The 14,935-nt window shown below is 72.1% G+C and carries 12 protein-coding genes; 3 read left to right on the top strand and 9 right to left on the bottom strand.

Annotated elements, in window-relative coordinates:
- Window positions 1-23 precede the first annotated feature (23 nt).
- The 3 genes from IO33_RS0120785 to IO33_RS0120770 form a co-directional block, all read right to left on the bottom strand.
- A complete protein-coding gene (locus IO33_RS0120785) occupies window positions 24-1,067 on the bottom strand; it encodes a 3-isopropylmalate dehydrogenase (protein WP_031167138.1) in 1,044 nt (347 codons plus the stop codon).
- An 85-nt stretch (window positions 1,068-1,152) separates the two neighbouring features.
- Window positions 1,153-1,284 carry a hypothetical protein gene (locus tag IO33_RS53555; protein WP_107069346.1) on the bottom strand — a complete coding sequence of 44 codons (132 nt, stop codon included), beginning with the start codon at window positions 1,282-1,284 and terminating at the stop codon, window positions 1,153-1,155.
- Window positions 1,285-1,504: 220 nt separating this feature from the next.
- Window positions 1,505-2,413, bottom strand: a complete 909-nt coding sequence (locus IO33_RS0120770; RefSeq protein ID WP_031167136.1) for a LysR family transcriptional regulator — start codon at window positions 2,411-2,413, stop codon at window positions 1,505-1,507.
- Window positions 2,414-2,516: 103 nt separating this feature from the next.
- Between IO33_RS0120770 and IO33_RS0120765 the strand changes: the two genes are divergently transcribed.
- Entirely contained in the window at window positions 2,517-3,509 is a 993-nt protein-coding gene (locus IO33_RS0120765) for an NADP-dependent oxidoreductase (RefSeq protein WP_031167134.1), read from the top strand.
- Window positions 3,510-3,575: 66 nt separating this feature from the next.
- Here IO33_RS0120765 and IO33_RS0120760 read toward each other — a convergent pair whose 3' ends face one another.
- The 3 genes from IO33_RS0120760 to IO33_RS0120750 all read right to left on the bottom strand — a co-directional run bounded on the left by IO33_RS0120760 (window position 3,576) and on the right by IO33_RS0120750 (window position 6,836).
- On the bottom strand, window positions 3,576-4,115 hold the full coding sequence (locus IO33_RS0120760) for a GNAT family N-acetyltransferase (protein ID WP_031167131.1): 540 nt from the start codon (window positions 4,113-4,115) through the stop codon (window positions 3,576-3,578).
- Window positions 4,116-4,238: 123 nt separating this feature from the next.
- Window positions 4,239-5,870, bottom strand: a complete 1,632-nt coding sequence (gene pruA, locus IO33_RS0120755) for an L-glutamate gamma-semialdehyde dehydrogenase (RefSeq protein ID WP_031167129.1) — start codon at window positions 5,868-5,870, stop codon at window positions 4,239-4,241.
- A 39-nt stretch (window positions 5,871-5,909) separates the two neighbouring features.
- Window positions 5,910-6,836, bottom strand: a complete 927-nt coding sequence (locus tag IO33_RS0120750; protein ID WP_031167127.1) for a proline dehydrogenase family protein — start codon at window positions 6,834-6,836, stop codon at window positions 5,910-5,912.
- Between the two features lie 181 nt (window positions 6,837-7,017).
- On the opposite strand from IO33_RS0120750, the gene IO33_RS0120745 reads away from it, so the two are divergent.
- Entirely contained in the window at window positions 7,018-8,214 is a 1,197-nt protein-coding gene (locus IO33_RS0120745) for a PucR family transcriptional regulator (protein WP_031167125.1), read from the top strand.
- A gap of 615 nt (window positions 8,215-8,829) precedes the next feature.
- Here IO33_RS0120745 and IO33_RS0120740 read toward each other — a convergent pair.
- Together IO33_RS0120740 and IO33_RS0120735 are read right to left on the bottom strand one after the other, a co-directional pair.
- On the bottom strand, window positions 8,830-10,410 hold the full coding sequence (locus IO33_RS0120740; RefSeq protein ID WP_031167123.1) for an FAD-dependent monooxygenase: 1,581 nt from the start codon (window positions 10,408-10,410) through the stop codon (window positions 8,830-8,832).
- 291 nt (window positions 10,411-10,701) lie between these two features.
- Window positions 10,702-11,286: a TetR/AcrR family transcriptional regulator gene (locus IO33_RS0120735; protein WP_031167120.1), complete on the bottom strand. Its 585-nt coding sequence runs from the start codon at window positions 11,284-11,286 to the stop codon at window positions 10,702-10,704.
- A 97-nt stretch (window positions 11,287-11,383) separates the two neighbouring features.
- Here IO33_RS0120735 and IO33_RS0120730 point away from each other — a divergent pair, with 97 nt between their 5' ends.
- On the top strand, window positions 11,384-12,928 hold the full coding sequence (locus IO33_RS0120730; RefSeq protein WP_031167118.1) for an MFS transporter: 1,545 nt from the start codon (window positions 11,384-11,386) through the stop codon (window positions 12,926-12,928).
- A 75-nt stretch (window positions 12,929-13,003) separates the two neighbouring features.
- Here IO33_RS0120730 and serA read toward each other — a convergent pair whose 3' ends face one another.
- Complete coding sequence (serA, locus tag IO33_RS0120725; RefSeq protein WP_031167116.1) at window positions 13,004-14,605, bottom strand: phosphoglycerate dehydrogenase; 1,602 nt, start codon at window positions 14,603-14,605, stop codon at window positions 13,004-13,006.
- Between the last annotated feature and the right edge of the window lie 330 nt (window positions 14,606-14,935).

Below are 14,935 nucleotides of genomic sequence, written 5' to 3'. Positions count from 1 at the left end.
GCTTGTGGGGAGGGGGTGCCGGGTCAGCCGGCTACTCGTGCGGCGAGCGCGTCGCCGATCTGCGCGGTGCTGCGGGCGCCCAGCGAGGCGCGCTCGGTGAGGTCGGCGGCGACCGCGGCTTCGATGCGGTCGGCCTCGCCGTCGTAGCCGAGGTGGCGCAGCAGCAGGGCGACGGACAGGACCGTGGCGGTGGGGTCGGCCTTGCCCTGCCCGGCGATGTCCGGGGCCGAGCCGTGGACCGGCTCGAACATGGACGGGAACGCGCCGCTGGGGTTGATGTTGCCGGAGGCGGCCACGCCGATGCCGCCGGAGACGGCCGCGGCGAGGTCGGTGATGATGTCGCCGAAGAGGTTGTCGGTGACGATGACGTCGAACCGGCCCGGGTCGGTGACCAGGTAGATCGTGGCCGCGTCGACGTGGATGTAGTCGGTGGTGACCTCGGGGAACTCCTGGGCCACCTTGTTGAAGACGTTCGTCCACAGGTGCCCGGCGAAGGCCAGCACGTTGTTCTTGTGGACCAGCGTGAGCTTCTTGCGCGGGCGGGCCTGGGCGCGGGCGAAGGCGTCGCGGACCACGCGCTCGACACCGTAGGCCGTGTTGACGGACACCTCGGTGGCGACCTCGTGCTCGGTGCCCTTGCGGATGGTGCCGCCGTTGCCCGTGTACGGGCCCTCGGTGCCCTCGCGGACGACGACGAAGTCGATCTGCGGCTGGCCGGCGAGCGGCGTGGCGACGCCGGGCAGCAGCTTCGACGGGCGGAGGTTGACGTGGTGGTCGAAGGCGAAGCGGAGCTTGAGCAGGAAGCCGCGCTCCAGGACGCCGGACGGCACCGACGGGTCGCCGATGGCGCCGAGCAGGATGGCGTCGTGCCGCTTCAGCGCGTCGAGGTCGGCGTCGGTGAGGGTCTCACCCGTGGCGTGGTAGCGCCGGGCGCCGAAGTCGTACTCCTTGGTCTCCAGCTTCACATCCTGCGGCAGGACTGCGGAGAGGATCTTGAGACCTTCGGACACGACCTCCTGGCCGATGCCGTCACCCGGGATCACTGCGAGATTGAGGCTGCGAGACATGCGGGCACCCTACTCCTCGTCCCAGGTACTGACATGACCCTTCCGCCATTCGGACACCCGGACGGGTGTCCTCCGGCGGGCGGGTTCAGTGGCCGGTCTCGCCGCCGTTGTCACGGCGGTCGAGGGCGCGCTGGAGGGCGGCGGCGGCGTTCTTGCGGTCGGACTCGCTCGTGCGGGACGCGTGGCGGACTCGGCGGCGGATGGTCGTCTCGGCCATGGAAATCGTCTCCTTCGGCAAACGTGGAGCACGCGGAGGGGCAGGGAGACGCCGGAGAGGCGGCGAGCGACGGCCGCAGGGGTTACCTGCACAGGGCCCGGCTCACGACCGCCATTCGCTGGATCGAGCGAGACGTTCGGCTCCTACAAAAGTAAGGGAGTCTCCCGCTTCTGTCTGCACAATTACTCGGACTTCCTACTATCTGAGACGGCAGGCCGGGTCACACCGCTCTGACCTGGGCTTGCGTGCGTTCGGGGGTGGGCGTTCCGAGGGAACGCAGAGTGCGGATCAAGGCCCGTACGGCGGTGGTGGTGGCCAGTTCCGAGGTGGTGACGTAGCCGACGGAGCGGTGGGGGCGGTCCGGCCCGAGGTCGGTGATCTCCACGGCGGGCGGCGCACCGGTGAGGGAGAGCGCGGGCATGATCGCCATGCCGAGCCCGCTGCCCACCATCGACAGCACCGCACCGTCGTCCTCGGCGCTGACGGTCGCCGCCGGGATCCAGTCCTGGGCGGCCCACCAGGCACGCGTGTAGGAGCCGCAGTTCTCCGCCCAGTCGACGAGCGGGAGGGCGCGCGGGTCCCGGTGCCCCGCCGGATGGACCAGGGAGTACGGCTCCTGGAACAGCACCCCGCCGACCAGTCCGGCCGGCGGCGGCCCGCTCAGGGTGGCGATCCCGAGGTCGGCCCGTCCCGCGGCGACCTCTCCCGCGGTGCCCGCGCCCAGTTCGCGTACGACGGTGACGGTCACCTCGATACCGGGGTGCCGCTCGGCGAGCCGTTCCAGGGCGGGCGGCAGCAGATGCAGGGCCGCGCTGCGGAAGGCGGCGATCCGCAGCGGTCCGCAGCTCTCACCGGTGTCCGCGTCGCGGACGTCGGCGGCCAGGGCCTGAAGCATCCGCAGCACCCGCCGCGCATGGGCCGCGGCCCGCTCTCCCGCGGACGTCGGCCGGGCACCGAACCGCCCGCGCTCGAACAGCACCACGCCCAGCTTCCGCTCGATCCCCCGCACGGCGTGGGAGACGGCCGACTGGGTGGCCCCGAGCCGGACGGCCGCGGCGGAGAACCCGCCCTCGTCGGCCACCGCGACCAGGATCCTCAGTTCCTGCGGGGCAAGGTCGGCTGCTGTCACTCGGGGGCTCCCACCTGCGTGTATGAGGGCGCTTCATGGATCGGCGCGTTCCATGAGCCCAACCCCCTGCCCGGCCCCGGCATTCCTCCCTAGCGTTCCCCGCATGACCGAGATCGCGCTCACCGTGCAGCAGACCGCCCGCCCCACCGGCTTCCCCACCGCGGACCACTTCCGCTTCGCCGAGTCCCCGGTGCCCGAACCGGCGCCCGGCACGGCCCTGGTGGAGAACCTCTACTGGTCGGTGGACCCGTACCACCGCGAGATGATGGACGGCGACTTCGCCCTCCATGCCCCGCTGGAGGGCCGCACCCTCGGCCGTGTCCTCGCCTCGCGCACACCGGACCTGCCCGAGGGTGAGGTCGTCTTCCACCGCCAGGGCTGGCGCACGCACTCCGTGGTCCGCCCGGAGGAGGTCAGACGGCTCCCCCACCACCCCGGCGTCCCGTTGTCGGCGTACCTGAGCGTGCTGGGCGGCACCGGCCTGACCGCGTACGTCGCCCTGACCCGGATCGCCCGGCTGCGCGAGGGCGAGGACGTGTTCGTCTCCGGCGCGGCCGGCGGGGTCGGCACGGCGACCGGACGCTTCGCCCGGCTGCTCGGCGCGGGACGCGTGATCGGCAGCGCGGGCGGCCCCGCGAAGGTGGCGTACCTGACGGAACAGGCCGGTTACGACAGCGCCTTCGACTACCGCGCGGCACCGGTCGCCGACCTGCTGGCCGAGGCCGCCCCGACCGGCATCGACGTCTTCGTGGACAACGTCGGCGGCGACCAGCTCGGCGCGGCGATCGGCGCGCTGCGCGAGCGGGGCCGGGTGGTGCGGGTCGGCACGATCAGCCAGTACAACACCCCAAAGGCCCCGCCGGTCGTCTTCGACCACGCCGCCGTCGTGGAGAAGAGCCTGCGCATCGAGGGCTTCCTGGTGAGCGGCCACCGGGACGCGCAGGACGAGCTGTACGACTTCGCCGTACCGCATCTGCGCAGCGGGGCGCTGACGGCGGACGAGACGGTGGTCGACGGGTTCGAGCGGATCGTGGAGGCGTTCCTGCTGATGCTGCGCGGCGGCAACACGGGCAAGATCCTGGTCCGCGCCGCCTGACGACCCGTCGCCGTCAGGTCACGTCGTCGCCAGGCCATGTCGTCGCCAGGCTATGTCGTCGTCAGGTCAGGTCACGTCGCCGTCGCGCCAGTCGAAGACCAGTTCCCGGTCCGGATCGAGCGGCCCGGCGAGCGCGGGCCACAGGTACACGCCGCCCTCCTCCTCCGGCAGCCGTACGATCCCGTCCGGCGAGAGGGCGTGCACCTGTCCGGCCCACCGCTGCCAGCCCCGGGCGGAGTACAGCCGGGCCCCCTGCGCACTGGCGGAGAGCGCGCCGAGGTCGTACGCCCGGCCGATCACCCGCTCCAGCTCGCCCGTCACCCGCCCGCCGAGTCCGGTGCGCCGCACGTCGGCCCGTACGGCGACGGCTTCGACGTAACCGGTGCGCAGCCAGCGTCCGCGATGCCGCACGCGCCGCATCACCAGGGCCCCGTGCGCGGCGAGCCCGTCCCCGTCCTCGGCCAGCACGTGCAGCCCGCCGAGTCCGTGATCCCAGTCCTCGGCGGAGAAGCCCCCGTCGAAGGCCGCGTCCAACAGGGCGCGGACACGGCCGAGTTCGGCGGGTTCGAGGCCGGCGGTGTGAACGAGGCGCAGTCGGGTGTCCATGACCCCACTATCACCCGTCACCGGTCCGCGCCGTCAGGGGACCGGTGTGGCCGCCGGGAGTTGGCAACGGGCCGGGAGGCCTGCTCGGTGGCAGGCCTCCCGGCCCGTGTTCGAGGGGGCTGATCAGCCCATGTGCGGGTAGGCGTAGTCGGTCGGCGGGACCAGCGTCTCCTTGATGGCGCGGGTCAGGGTCCAGCGCAGCAGGTTCTGCGGGGCGCCGGCCTTGTCGTTGGTGCCGGAGGCACGGCCGCCGCCGAAGGGCTGCTGGCCGACGACGGCGCCGGTCGACTTGTCGTTGATGTAGAAGTTGCCCGCGGCGTAGCGGAGCTTCTCCATCGTGTACGCGGCCGCGGCGCGGTCGTTGGAGATGACCGAACCGGTGAGCGCGTAGTCCGACACCGACTCCATCTGGGTCAGCATCTCGTCGTACTTCTCGTCCTCGTAGACGTGCACGGCGAGGAACGGACCGAAGTACTCGGTGCGGAAGACCTCGTTCTCGGGGTCGGAGCACTCGACGACGGTCGGGCGGACGAAGTAGCCGACCGAGTCGTCGTAGCTGCCGCCCGCGACGATCGTGCAGGTCGGGTCCTCCTTGGCACGGTCGATCGCGGCCTTGTTCTTGGCGAACGAGCGGTCGTCGATCACGGCGCCGATGAAGTTCGACAGGTCGGTGACGTCACCCATGGTCAGGTAGTCGACCTCGGCGGCGAACTCCTCCTTGAAGCCGGAGTTCCAGATGGAGGCCGGGATGTACGCACGGGAGGTGGCCGAGCACTTCTGGCCCTGGTACTCGAAGGCACCGCGGGTGAGGGCGGTCTTCAGGACGGCGCGGTCGGCGCTCGGGTGGGCGACCAGGAAGTCCTTGCCGCCGGTCTCGCCGACCAGACGCGGGTAGGAGCGGTACTTCTCGATGTTGGCGCCGACCGTCTTCCACAGGTACTGGAAGGTCCTGGTCGAGCCGGTGAAGTGGATGCCGGCGAGGTCGCGGTGCTCAAGAGCCACCTTGGAGACCTCGATGCCGTCGCCGGTGACGAGGTTGATGACGCCCTTGGGCAGACCGGCCTCCTCCAGCAGCTGCATGAGCAGCACGGCGGCGTGCGTCTGCGTGGGGGACGGCTTCCAGAGCACGACGTTGCCCATCAGCGCGGGCGCGGTCGGCAGGTTGGCGGCGATCGCCGAGAAGTTGAACGGCGTGATCGCGTAGACGAAGCCCTCCAGCGGGCGGTGGTCCAGGCGGTTCCAGACGCCCGGGGAGTTCGCCGGGGGCTGCTCGGCGAGGATCTGCCGGGCGTAGTGGACGTTGAACCGCCAGAAGTCGACCAGCTCACAGGGGGAGTCGATCTCGGCCTGCTGGGCGGTCTTCGACTGACCCAGCATGGTGGAGGCGGCGATCGTCTCCCGCCACGGGCCGGCCAGCAGCTCGGCGGCGCGCAGGATGATCGCGGCACGGTCGTCGAAGGACATCGCGCGCCAGGCCGGGGCGGCGGCCAGGGCCGCGTCGATGGCATCCGTCGCGTCCTGCTGGGTGGCGTGGCGGCCGGTGCCGATGACGGACTTGTGGTTGTGCGGCTGCACGACCTCGAAGGGCTCGCCGCCGCCCATCCGCTTCTCGCCGCCGATGGTCATCGGCAGTTCGATCGGGTTCTCGGCCAGCTCCTTGAGCTTGGCCTCCAGCCGGGCGCGCTCGGGCGAGCCGGGGGCGTAGCCGTGCACCGGCTCGTTGACGGGGGTGGGGACCTGGGTCACAGCGTCCATGAGATCCTTGACTCCTTGAACTTGAGCGGGTGTTCGGGCTCAGCCCTTGCTGACCATCGACCGGACGAAGAAGCGCAGGTTCGCCGGCTTCTCGGCGAGCCTCCGCATGAAGTAGCCGTACCAGTCGGTGCCGTAGGCGGTGTAGACGCGCATGCGGTGGCCCTCGGCGGCCAGCCTCAGGTGCTCGTCACTGCGGATGCCGTACAGCATCTGGAACTCGTACTCGTCCAGCTTGCGGCCGGCCTTGTGGGCCAGCTCCTGGGCGATGGCGATCAGACGCGGGTCGTGGGACCCGATCATCGGGTACCCCTCGCCCTCCATCAGCGTCTTCAGGATACGGACGTACGCCTTGTCGATCTCGTGCTTCTGCTGGTAGGCGACCTCGGCGGGCTCCTTGTAGGCGCCCTTGACCAGGCGGACCCGGCTGCCGGAGGCGGCGAGGCGGCGGGCGTCCGCCTCGGTGCGGAAGAGGTAGGCCTGGATGACGCAGCCGGTCTGCGGGAAGTCCTTCCGCAGCTCGTCGTGGATGGCGAACATCGAATCGAGGGTGGTGTGGTCCTCGGCGTCCAGGGTCACGGTCGTACCGATGGCGGCGGCGGCCTCGACGACCGGGCGGACGTTGCCGAGCGCCAGCTCGTGGCCGCCCTCCAGCGCCTGGCCGAACATGGACAGCTTGACGGACATCTCGACCCGCTCGCCGAGCTGCAGCTCCTTGAGGTGGTCGATCAGCGCCAGGTAGGCGTCGCGGGCGTGGGTGGCCTGCTCGGGGGTGGTGATGTCCTCGCCGACGACGTCCATCGTCAGCTCCAGGCCCTTGGCCGTCAGGTCCTTGATGATCGGGACGATGTCGGCCACGGTCTCGCCGGGTATGAAGCGGTCGACGACCTGCTTGGTCACCGGGGCCGCCGAGATCAGGCGTCGCATCCGGTCGCTGCGCGACGCGGCGAGAATCACGGGACCCAGCACGGGGCACCTCCACAGACAAGCATCAAATGGGCCGTCACCCGACGTTTCGGGTACGGCACGGAGAACCACCGTGAAACCTAAGGATCTCTCCGATCGTGAGCCATCGACAGCTGTCACGCATCCGTGCCCGGGATCTCAGACAGATGTATGAAGGCGCCGGGAAATGGGGGAGAATGCCCGAGTGGCGGCGGAATACAAGGCGGACTACCAGGAGCTGGTGGACGAGATCTCGGAGCTGCTGGGCGTCCCGGCGACCCTGGAGAACCGCGACTTCGAGCTGATCGTCTTCGGCGCGTACGACAGCGACGACGAGCTGGATCCCTCGGCGCTGGACCCGGTGCGCACCCGCTCGATCCTCACCCGCCGCTCCACGGCGACGGTCCGGTCGTGGTTCGAGGGCTTCGGCATCACCCGCGCGACCGGCCCGGTGCGCATCCCGCCGAGCCCGGAGGCGGGCGTGTACCGCGGCCGGATCTGCCTTCCGGTGCGGCATCGGGGGGTCGTCCTCGGCTACGTCTGGCTGCTGGACGGCGATCCGGGGCCGACGGACGCGCAGCTGGCCGCCGCGATGCAGGTGGCCGGCCGCATCGGCGCGCTGCTCGCCGACGAGGCGGAGGCCGGGGCCGGGCTGAGCCGGGAGCTGCGGGCGGTGCTCACCGCGGAACGCGGCTGGCAGCGGGACATGGCGGTGGCCGAGCTGCGCACCGCGCTCGGCGCCCGCGCGGACGGACCCGTCACCCTGGTGTGCGTCGCCCCCTGGCCGTCCGCCGACCCGGACGACGCCCCGGCCGCCCGTACGATCCCCCACACGGCGGCGCTGTGCACCCTTCCGTGGGGGGTGTCGGGGCAGAGCCTCGCGCTGCTGATACGGCTGCGGACCACCCAGACGAGCACACCCGCGCTGGCGGCGGCCGGGCGGGTGCTGAAGGAGGCCGAGACGGCGCGCGGGGCCGGCGCCCGGGTGGCAGTGGCGGCCGCCGGGGTCGGCGAGCCCCGCGTCGGTCTCACCGACCTGGGGACGGTGTGGCAGGAGGCCGCCGCGGCGGCGCGCGCCGCGCTGGCCGAGCCGCGCTTCGGGCCCGTCGCCCAGTGGGCGCGCATCGGGCCGTACCGGCTGCTGACCGCGCTGCCGCCCGAGGCCGCGCACGATCCCGTGATCGGCCCGCTCCTCTCCCCCGCCCACCGGGAGCTCGCCCGCACCGCGGAGGTCTATCTCGACCGCGCGGGCCAGGCCGGCCGCACGGCCGCCGAACTGGGCATCCACCGGCAGACCCTGTACTACCGCCTGTCCCGGGTCGAGCAGCTGACCGGCCTGGACCTGGACGACGGCGAGGACCGCCTCCTCCTGCACATGGCCCTGAAGCGGGCCCGACTGTGACCGGCCGGGGCAGCACGGACGGCCGGCAGGCCTGACCAGGGCGCCCAGGAGGGGTCGTGGCGGTGCGGTCGGTGGGCGGTCAGGCCGCCGGACGGCAACGTCATCCCCTCCGGCCGGACGTGCCAGAGGCCGCAAGACCGGCCAAGGCACTGGGAAGGCCGTGGCGGCCCGGCCACGGTCGGGCCGGCTGACGGCAACGTCACCCCCTCCCGCCGGACGTACCAGAGGCCGCCCGCAACACCGGCCAAGGCGCCGGGAAGGGCATGGCCGCGCCGGGACGGTCGGACCGCCCGACGGCAACGTCACCCCCTCCCGCCGGACGCGCCAAAAGCCGCCCGGAAGACCCGCCAAAGCACCGGAAAAGCCGTGCCAGCCCGACGACGGTCGGGCCCCGCCCGACGGCAACGTCACCCCCTCCCCCGGACGTACCAGAGGCCGCCGGGAAGACCCGCCAAGGCGCCGGGGAGGGCATGGCCGGCTGACGGCAACGCCACCCCCTCCCACCGGACGCGCCAGACGCGGCCCGGAAAACCCGCCAAGGCGCCGGGGAGGAGCATTGGCGGCCGTGGACGGTCGGGCCGACGGAAGGGGATGTCGTCCCGTCCGGCCAGGGCGTCAGGGGCGGCCGGTAAGACTGGCCAGGGCGTCGGGGAGGGGCGTGGCGGCCTGTGGGCGGTCGGGCCAGCGGACCGCGATGTGCCCGTCCGGCCGGACGAGCAGGGCGCCGCGCGGGCCGAGGCCGTACGGCTCGGTGTGCTCGCGGGACAGTGGCTCGACGCGCAGCGGGACGGACCCGGCCGTGCCCTGCGCCCACGCGGCGGGGTCCGGGGTGAGCAGGGTGAACCACGCGCCGACGGTGTCCAGCGTGGAACGGTCGTCGCCGAGCCGGAGGTGCGGCAGGCGCCGCCCCGGCTCCGCGGTGGGCACGTAGTCCGTGCCGGGGCCGGCGTCCGTGGCGGGGGCGGCGGGCTCGGTGGGCGGCTGGTCGGTGGGGAGGACGGCGGCGGAGCGGTAGGTGACGCCGAGCACCAGGCCCAGTTGGGCGAAGTACCGGTCCGCCCACGGGGTTTCCACCGGGTCCGGCACCGCTTCCCCGGCCCGCAGCTGTGCGAGCCGGCGGTGCTGCACCGCGCGCAGGAGCTGGGCGTTGGCCACCGCCTGGCGGAGCGTCTCGTGGGCGACGGGATGCCGTTCCGGCTCGTAGGTGTCCAGCAGCCCCGGCCCGGCCCAGCCCTGGAGCACGCCCGCCAGTTTCCAGCACAGGTTGTGCACGTCGGCCACGCCGGCGTTCATGCCCAGACCGCCGATGACCGGGACCGCGTGTGCGGCATCGCCGGCCAGCAGGACCCGGCCGTGCAGGAGCCGCTCGGCGACGAACGCCTCCATCACCCAGTGCTGGACCCGCAGCACCTGCGGCAGGACGTCGACGCCGGGGCCGAGGGCGCGCGCCACGAGGCCGGCCCAGTCGGTGCCCCCGGCGCCGTCGGGCGTGGGGCCGAACCAGGCCCAGCCTCCTTCGGGGTAGAGCGGCATGAAGGAGCCGTGTGCGGTGAAGTAGACCCCGGCGGGCTGCCGGGCGCACCAGCGGTCCAGATCGGCGTCGAACACCACGGTGGTGGCGTCCCCGAGCGCGCCCGGGCCGGCGGTGCCGATGCCCAGCAGCCGCCGGACGGTGGAGTGCGCGCCGTCGGCGGCGAGGACGTACCGGACGCGGATCCGCCTCTCGGCGCCGGTGCGGTGGTCGGCGAGCCGCGCGACGACGGCGTCGTCCTCCTCGGTCAGGCCGACGAGTCCGGTCCCGAACCGCACCGGCGTGTCCGCCGCGCCGAGCAGGACGGGTTCCAGCCGGTCCTGCGAGGTGACCACGCCGGTCACGGGGCTCTCCGGCACCGGTGCGTGTACCGCGGCCATCGCCGCCGTGGCGAAGTCGCGGCCGCTCAGGGTGTCACGGAAGCGGACCTGGCCGTAGCGCGGCGCGAACGCCCCGGCGGTGATCCGGTCGGCGAGCCCCAGCCCACGGAAGATCTCCATCGAGCGCACGTTGACCAGCCGGGACCGGGGGAACGGTGACAGCTCGCCATGTCGCTCGACCAGCAGCGTCCGTACGCCCCAGCGTGCCAGCAGCGCGCGGGCGGTGAGCCCGACCGGGCCGGCCCCGACGATCAGCACCGCCGTCCCGGTGTCCGCTACGGGCATCTCGGCCAGGGTTCCAGGCGATGAGGGCACATGGGGCCAATCTCCCGCACCCGACGGCCGCCCGCAATCCGCGCACCGGCATGTTCAGCGCGTAACGGCGCGTACGCACCTCAACGGCTCAGCGGCACTGTCCGGACCGGGGCCCGCCCATGGTGTTGCCGCTCTGCCCCGGCTGCGGGACGGCCAGATCCCTGCCGATCCGGCCCCTTCGGCGCTTCGGACGGAGCGCACGGACAACGGCGGCGGAGGTCCGCGGCGCTTGCTCCAGGACTGGGAAGTCGCTGAAGACGGTCAGCCCTTGCCGACCCCGTCGATCACCCGGCGCAGCCCCGCCGTCAGTTGCTCGGCGGTGGTGGCCGAGTCCGGGTCGAAGAGCCACTGGACCATGAGGCCGTTGAGCAGCGTCTGGTAGAGGCGTCCCTCGGTATCGGCCGCCTCCGGGTCGAGCTGGGCCTCCGGGACACCGCTGAACATGGCGGCGAGCCCCGCGCGGCCTTCCTTCTGCGCCTCGGCCAGGAGCTTGCGCACCTGCTCCAGCCGCTCGTCCTGGAACATGAGCTCGAAGCTGAGCAGCCAGATCGCCCGGGAGTCGGGCACCGTGCGGATGATGCTCGTCCACACCTCCTGGAAGCGCTCCAGCGACCCGGGGGGCTGCGTCACCGCCCCGCCGAGCCCGGGGTCGAACCGCTCCCCCACCCCCTCGATCAGCGCGATGTAGGCCTGCACCAGCAACTCGGCCTTCGACCCGTAGTGGTAGCCGATCGACGCCAGGTTGGTGCCCGACTCCTTGACGATGTCCCGCGCGGTGGTGCGCAGGAACCCCTTCTCCAGCAGGCAGCGCTTGGCGCCTTCGAGCAGATCCTCACGGTGTCCCATGCGCCCCACCCTACCGCCGATCCATACGAACGTCCTAGACGGATGACTTATACATTCGTTCTAGACAAGCGTTTAAGACGCCCGTACAGTCATCGGCATGACGAACTCGACGAGCACCAACTCCCTTGCCGGGCGCGCCGGTCGCCGCGAATGGACCGCGCTCGCGGTGCTGATGCTTCCGCTGCTGCTGGTCTCCATGGACGTCTCGGTCCTCTACTTCGCCATTCCGGCGATCAGCGCGGACCTCGCCCCGAGCGGCACCCAGCAGCTGTGGATCTTCGACATCTACGCCTTCGTCCTGGCCGGCCTGCTGATGACGATGGGTTCGCTGGGCGACCGCATCGGCCGCCGCAGGCTTCTCCTGACCGGCGCCGCGGCCTTCGGGGCCGCGTCCCTGGTGGCGGCCTACGCGAACAGCGCCGAGACCCTGATCGCGGCCCGCGCGGTCCTCGGTGTCGGCGGGGCGACCCTGATGCCCTCGACGATGGCGCTGGTCCGCACGATGTTCACCGACCCCGGGCAGCGGGCGAAGGCGATCGGCATCTGGTCCGGCGTGATGACCGGCGGCATCGCACTGGGCTCCGTGCTGAGCGGTGTGCTGGTCCAGTACTTCTGGTGGGGCTCGGTCTTCCTGGTCAACCTGCCCGCGATGGCGCTGCTGCTGGTCCTCGGTCCGGTCCTGCTCCCCGAGTCGAGGAACCCGGAGCCCGGCCGCTTCGACTTCGTGAGCGTGCCGCTGTCGCTGGCGGCGGTGCTCCCGGTGATCTACGGCCTCAAGGAGATCCCGTCCGAGGGCTGGCACCCGCTGTACGTCGTCTCGGTCACCGCCGGCCTGCTCTTCGCCGCCCTCTTCGTCCACCGCCAGCGGACGGCCGCCTCACCGATGATCTCGCCGGCCCTGTTCCGCGGCCGGGGCTTCGCCCCCGCGGTGGTCCTGAACCTCGTCTCCGCGTTCGCGATGATGGGTTCGGCCTTCTTCACCACGCAGTACCTGCAGTCGGTGCTCGGCAAGAGCGCGATGGAGGCGGCCCTGTGGGCGCTGCTGCCCTCGGTGCCGATCGGCATGGCGGCCCCGATCGCGACCGCCCTCGTCCAGAAGGGCGTCAACCGCGCCTACGTGGTCACCTCGGGCTTCGTGATCGCCGCGGTGGGCTACGGCATGCTGGCCCTGGCCGGCACGGACTCCCTCTGGCTCGTCCTCGCCGCCTGCGGCGTCCTGGCCTCCGGCATCGTCATGGTGATGTCGCAGATGACCGACCTGGCCATGGGCGCGGCCCCGGTGGAGAAGGCGGGCGCCGCCTCCTCCCTGCTGGAGACCGGCCAGGAGTTCGGCGGCGCGCTGGGCATGGCGGTCCTCGGCTCCATCGGTACGGCGGTCTACCGCCACGAGATGCCGTCCTCGGCGCCGGCCGAGGCCCACGAGACCCTGGGCGGCGCGCTCGCGGTCGCCGGCCGGCTGCCGGGGCGCACGGGTGACGCCCTGGCGACGGCGGCCCGGGAGGCGTTCACCACGGGCATGCACGGCGCCGCCCTCGCGGGCACGGCGGTCCTGGTCCTCGCGGCGATCGCGGCGGCGACGACCCTGCGCCGGATCCACGTGCGGGAGACGCCGGCGGCGGATGCCGAGGAGGCTGTGGTCTGAGGTTCCGCACGGCACGGAAAAGCGCCGGACGGGCTGACATCGGTCAGCCCGTCCGGCGCTTTTCGTGCGAGGGTCTCAGACCAGGTTCACCGAGCGGGCGGACGTCGCGCCGATCTCGGCGGCCACCTCGGCCAGCACACCGGCGGTGACCGTGTCGTCGACGGTGAGCACGGCCAGCGCCTCACCGCCCACCGCCGCGCGGGCGACCTGCATGCCGGCGATGTTGATGCCCGCCTCGCCGAGGATGCGGCCCACGGTGCCGACGACACCGGGGCGGTCCTCGTAGCGCAGCACGACCATGTGGTCGGCGAGCGCGAGGTCGACGTCGTAGTCGCCGACCGCGACGATCTTCTGGACGTGCTTCGGGCCGGCCAGCGTGCCGGAGACCGACACCTCCTCGCCGTCCGCGAGCGTGCCGCGCACGGTGACGACGTTGCGGTGCTCGGCCGACTCGGAGCTGGTGGTCAGCCGGACCTCGACACCGCGCTCCTGCGCGAACAGCGGCGCGTTGACGTACGACACCGTCTCGTCGACGACGTCCTCGAAGACGCCCTTGAGCGCGGACAGCTCCAGCACCTTCACGTCGTGCTGGGTGATCTCGCCGTAGACCTCGACGTCGAGGCGGACCGCGACCTCACCGGCGAGTGCGGTGAAGATCCGGCCGAGGCGCTCGGCGAGCGGCAGACCCGGCTTGACGTCCTCGGCGATGACACCGCCCTGCACGTTCACCGCGTCCGGCACCAGCTCACCGGCGAGCGCGAGGCGCACCGACTTGGCGACGGCGATGCCGGCCTTCTCCTGGGCCTCGTCGGTGGAGGCGCCGAGGTGCGGGGTGCAGACGACCTGGTCCAGCTCGAACAGCGGCGAGTCGGTGCACGGCTCCTTGGCGTACACGTCGAGGCCGGCGCCGGCGACCCGGCCCTCCTTCAGCGCCGCGTACAGCGCCGCCTCGTCCACGATGCCGCCGCGCGCGGCGTTGACGACGCGCACGCTCGGCTTGACCTTGCGCAGCGCCTCGTCGCCGATGAGGCCGAGGGTCTCGGGGGTCTTGGGCAGGTGGACGGTGATGAAGTCGGAGACCTCCAGCAGCTCGTCCAGGGACAGCACCTTCACGCCCATCTGCGCGGCCCGGGCGGGCTGCACGTAGGGGTCGTAGGCGACGACCTTCATGCCGAAGGCGGACATGCGCTGGGCGACCAGGGCGCCGATGCGGCCGAGGCCGACGACGCCGAGGGTCTTCTCGGCCAGCTCGACACCGGTGTACTTGCTGCGCTTCCACTCGCCGTTCTTCAGCGCGGTGTTGGCCTGCGGGATGTTGCGGGCGCTGGCGAGGATCAGACCGCAGGCCAGCTCGGCGGCGGTCACGATGTTGGAAGTGGGGGCGTTGACGACCATCACGCCGGCCTTGGTGGCGGCGGAGACGTCGACGTTGTCCAGGCCGACACCGGCGCGCGCGACGACCTTGAGCTTCTTCGCCGCGGCGATGGCCTCGGCGTCGACCTTCGTGGCGGAACGGATCAGGATCGCGTCGACGTCGGCGATGGCGGGGAGCAGCTCGGCGCGGTCGGCTCCGTTGCAGTGCCGGATCTCGAAGTCCGGCCCAAGCGCGTCGACGGTGGCGGGCGACAGCTCTTCAGCGATGAGTACCGTGGCTTTTTGACTGGGGTACGAGCTCACGTGAGTCCTCACAAGTCCAATGCGGACGGCCGTCCCGACGGCCGCTGGCGGTGGAGGGGGCTAGCCGCGGAAGACGCACGACGCTGTGGGCCTGACGCGTATGTTGTGCAGCAGTGTAGTGGCGCGGCGGTCGTCGTTTTGCGCCACCGCGGAAGTATCACCCGGACGGGAATCTACATTTTGTAGCCCTGCCGCCGGTTGTGGAACAGGGGGCCGGAGCAGCTGCCCCGACCCCCTGCCGTGAGGCTTACGCCTCCTCGTTCACCCAGCTCATCAGCTTGCGCAGCTGCTTGCCGGTGGTCTCCAGCAGGTGCTCGGAGTCCTGCTGCT

It is taken from the genome of Streptomyces durhamensis (assembly GCF_000725475.1).
Classification (GTDB): Bacteria; Actinomycetota; Actinomycetes; order Streptomycetales; family Streptomycetaceae; genus Streptomyces; species Streptomyces filipinensis.
This window is presented reverse-complemented; position numbering and strand designations above follow the sequence as displayed.

Coding starts and splice junctions, on each gene's coding strand:
- IO33_RS0120785 (WP_031167138.1), bottom strand. CDS start 1,067: ATGTCTCGCAGCCTCAATCTCGCAGTGATCCCGGGTGACGGCATCGGC.
- IO33_RS0120740 (WP_031167123.1), bottom strand. CDS start 10,410: ATGCCCGTAGCGGACACCGGGACGGCGGTGCTGATCGTCGGGGCCGGC.
- IO33_RS0120760 (WP_031167131.1), bottom strand. CDS start 4,115: ATGGACACCCGACTGCGCCTCGTTCACACCGCCGGCCTCGAACCCGCC.
- IO33_RS53555 (WP_107069346.1), bottom strand. CDS start 1,284: ATGGCCGAGACGACCATCCGCCGCCGAGTCCGCCACGCGTCCCGCACG.
- pruA (WP_031167129.1), bottom strand. CDS start 5,870: ATGGACGCTGTGACCCAGGTCCCCACCCCCGTCAACGAGCCGGTGCAC.
- IO33_RS0120730 (WP_031167118.1), top strand. CDS start 11,384: ATGACGAACTCGACGAGCACCAACTCCCTTGCCGGGCGCGCCGGTCGC.
- IO33_RS0120735 (WP_031167120.1), bottom strand. CDS start 11,286: ATGGGACACCGTGAGGATCTGCTCGAAGGCGCCAAGCGCTGCCTGCTG.
- IO33_RS0120765 (WP_031167134.1), top strand. CDS start 2,517: ATGACCGAGATCGCGCTCACCGTGCAGCAGACCGCCCGCCCCACCGGC.